Source organism: Streptomyces sp. NPDC048415 (assembly GCF_040651675.1).
GTDB lineage: Bacteria > Actinomycetota > Actinomycetes > Streptomycetales > Streptomycetaceae > Streptomyces.
This window is the reverse complement of record NZ_JBEZKJ010000202.1, coordinates 1-3,782: the sequence shown is the minus strand read 5'-3', so window position 1 is coordinate 3,782 and position 3,782 is coordinate 1. Positions and strand designations below refer to the sequence as shown.

1 protein-coding gene is annotated in these 3,782 nt (G+C 70.3%); it reads left to right on the top strand.

Features of this window, described 5'->3' with window-relative positions; all coding sequences use genetic code 11:
* Nucleotides 1-654: 654 nt before the first annotated feature.
* Nucleotides 655-3,782, top strand: a 3,128-nt coding sequence (locus tag AB0D27_RS45175; RefSeq protein ID WP_362521432.1) for a S8 family serine peptidase, incomplete at its 3' end; no start/stop codon positions are given.

Genomic DNA, 3,782 nt, shown 5'->3' with positions numbered 1-3,782 from the left:
GTCGTGCAGCGCCGCGACGGTGGATTCCGCTCAACCTGGGCCCGGGTGGGGGCACCGCCACCGGCCGTGCCTCAGTTCGCTGTGGTCCCCCGGCGATGGGTGGTAGAGCGGCCTCTCCATGGCCATGCTCCTCGTGCGCCGCCTCGCAAGACCAGCCCGCTGACAGGCTTTTCAGACGCCCTCTAGCGCATGAAGAGGCCGAGCCGATCGGCCTCGCTCGCCCAGGTCGCTTACTTACTCCGCGGTGTGCTGCTTGGACCGAGACGCAGACAGCGCAGGCGATGGGTTGCTCGGTCGGCGCCGTTCGAGAAACAGGGTCAAGGAGATACCGGGAGGGTTGCCGTGCAAGGTGGTCCCAGTGCAGCCACACTTCGGGCGGGAGAGCCAGGGCACACCGATGACTGCGGAGCCGAGCTGGCAGCCGAATGGCTTCCGGTCGAGCCGGGAAGGAAAGACTGTGCGTGATCTCCGGCGGCCGGCTTGACACCACCCGGGGAGCGACTCGCTCGGTTCGTCCATGAGCCGCCAACCTGGCCACTTTTGCCCTCTTTCTGAAGTATAGGGGTTGGCGCAAAGGTGACTTGACGTCTGCTGGACAGGGCAAACTGCTGACCTCGGCACTTGACGGCACCACGCTGTCCTCCCATGAGAGACATGAACAACAGGTGGCGCCGCGGGGTCCGCCCTCCCCGGCCTCGGCATACGGCGGCGGCCGCCGCCCTCGTGGCGCTCGTGGCCGGTCTGACCGCCGCCCCCGGCGCCGCTCAGGACCTCCGCCCGCACACCGGGCGAACGGAAGCCGCCGCGCAGACCGGAGCGGCCCGGTCGCCGATCACCTCCCGGCATCAGCTCACCCTGATCACCGGCGACCGCGTCACGCTGGAGACGGACACCTCGGGCAAGCAGAGTGTGTCGGTCGAGGCCGCCGAGGGTCGCGAACGAGTCGCGTTCATCAAGCGCCAGGACGGTCGCGACTGGACGGTCATACCCGCCGACACGCTCCCGCTGCTCGCGACGGGCCGCCTCGACAAGGCGCTGTTCAACGTCTCCGCCCTGGTCCGGGGCAAGTACGCGCAGCGGTCGAGCCTGCCGCTGATCGTCGAGTACGCCGGGGACGCGGGCACCGCCCGGCGACAGCTGACCGCCGCCGGTGCCGACACCGTCCGCCCCATCGGTGGGACCCCCTTCGCGACCCTCGGCGAACACCGCGCGGACGCCGCCGGGTTCTGGAAGGGCATCGCCGCCGGCCGGGCGGACGCCACGTCCTTCGGAGCGGGTGTGCGCCGGGTCTGGCTGGACGGCCACTCAAGGATCCAGCTCGACAGGACGGTGCCGCGCATCGGGGCCCCGCACGCCTGGGAGAAGGGCTACACCGGCACCGGCGTCAAGGTCGCCGTGCTCGACACCGGTTACGACCCCAACCACCCGGACCTCAAGGGCCTCGTCACCGAGTCCGCGAACTTCACCACCGAGCCGAACACCGACGACCTGAACGGTCACGGCACCCACGTGACCTCCACGGTCGCCGGTTCCGGCGCGGCCTCCGGCGGCCGCTACAAGGGTGTGGCACCCGGTGTGCAGATCCTGTCCGGCAAGGTGTGCACCGCGGACGGCAACTGCGACAACTCCGACATCGTCGAGGGCCTGGCCTGGGCCGCCCAGCACGGCGCCAAGGTGATCAACCTCAGCCTGGGCGACACGGACACACCGGAGACCGACGCCCTCGAGGCCATGGTCGACACCGTGACCCACGACTACGGCACGCTGGTCGTGGCCGCGGCCGGCAACAGCGGTCCCGACAAGGTCTCCTCGCCCGCCTCCGACGACCGGGCGCTGGCCGTCGGCGCGGCCGAGGACGACGACGACCTCGCCGTCTTCAGCTCGGTCGGCCCGCGGGTGGGCGACTCCGGCCTCAAGCCGGACATCATCGCCCCCGGCGTCAACGTCGTCGCCGCGAGGGCGGGCGGCACCACCGCCGACGACGGCTATGTCGCGATGAGCGGCACGTCCATGGCCACGCCCCATATGACCGGAGCCGCCGCCATCCTGTTCCAGCAGCACCCCGACTGGACGGCGGAGCAGGTCAAGCGCCAGCTGATGCAGTCAGCGACCGGCGCCAAGGAGCACGGCGCCTACTTCCAGGGCGCCGGACGCGTCGACGTCGCCCGGGCGGTCGACCAGGACGTCACCGCCGACACCACCGCACTGGACTTCGGGCTGATCCGCTGGACGGACGGCAAACGGCCTCCGGCGACCAAGAGCATCACCTACCGCAACCCGGGCGCCGCGCCGGTCACCCTTCAGCTGAAGGACAACCCGACCCGCGGCAAGCTGGACGTGCCCGCCCCCGCCGGCCTGTTCCGGCTCAGCGCCGACACGGTCACCGTGCCCGCGCACGGAACGGCGGCCGTCACTCTCACCGCGATCCCGGAAGCCGCCACGACGTACGCCGCCTACAGCGGTGTGGTGACCGCGAGCACCGCGGACAACCAGGTGTCGGTGCGCGTCCCGTTCGGCATGGACGTCGAGCAGCCGTCCTACGACCTGCGCATCGGCATGAAGAGCCGCACGGGCGCCGCCCCCGACAACGCCTACCTGCTGGTCAACTCGGCCGACGGCAAGGGGTACGAGGTCGAGGCGCTCGGCAAGAGCAGCACGGTGGTGCGACTGCCGAAGGACACCTACTCGGTGAGCGGCTTCTACTTCGACGCCTCCTTCACCGAGGGCACCATCGTCGGTGTGCCGAAGGTCGTGATGAGCGCCGACCGGCAGGTGGCCATCGACGCCCGGAAGGCGAAGCCCGTCACCGTGTCGGCACCGAGCCGCTCCGCGCGCATCATGTCGGCCGAGATCGGCACGATCAGCATGGCCGACCAGCTGCTCTCGGTCACCATGTACAACGCGATCGGCACGGACCACATCGACGGTGTGTACGCGGTGCCGACGGCCCAGTACAAGGACTCGAAGTTCACGTACCTCGTCACCAGCGTCTGGGGCGACCCGGCCGGCGCAGACGGGAACCCCGCCGCGGTCTACTACCTCACGCGACCGGTGCACGGCGCCATCCCGGCGAATCCCGCCTACAACCCCCGCAAGTCGGAGCTGGCCAGGGTGAACACCACGTTCGCCGCCACCACGCCGGGAACCACGGCCACGCGCATCGTCTGGACGTACGTCGACAACGTCCGCTTCAGCGGACGGGCGATGGAGGGAATTCCGGTCCCGGCCCGGCGCGTCGACTACTTCTCGGCGGCCGACGGCCTGCGCTGGCAGACGGCCTTCGACCAGAACAGCTTCCTCGACCCGGACAAGCATGGACAGAGCTACCTCAGCGACCTGCACGGCTACCAGGCCGGCTCCCAGGTCGAGGAGCGCTGGAACGGCGGGATCCAGGCCGTGGGCCTCTCGTCCCAGATGGCCGCCTTCCGAGAGGGCGACACGATGTACCGGCCCTTCCAGTCGGCCGCGAACGGCAACCTCGACCTGGTGGCCGACACCACGTCCGGCCTGCCCGAGGTGAAGCTGTGGCGCAACGGCGCGCTGGTCTCCCAGGACTGGAGCATGAGCGACGTCCCGGCCGACGCCACCCCCGCCGACTACCGTCTGACGGTCGAGCACAACCGTGACATGGCCCCCAGCTCCGTCTCCACGAGTGTGCGGGCGGAATGGCGGTTCCGGTCGCAGACCACGGCGACCCGACAGGCGCTGCCGCTGTACGCGGTCCGTATGTCGCCGAAGCTGGACGAGTGGAACCGGGCCGAGGCCGGCCGCAAGCTCGACAT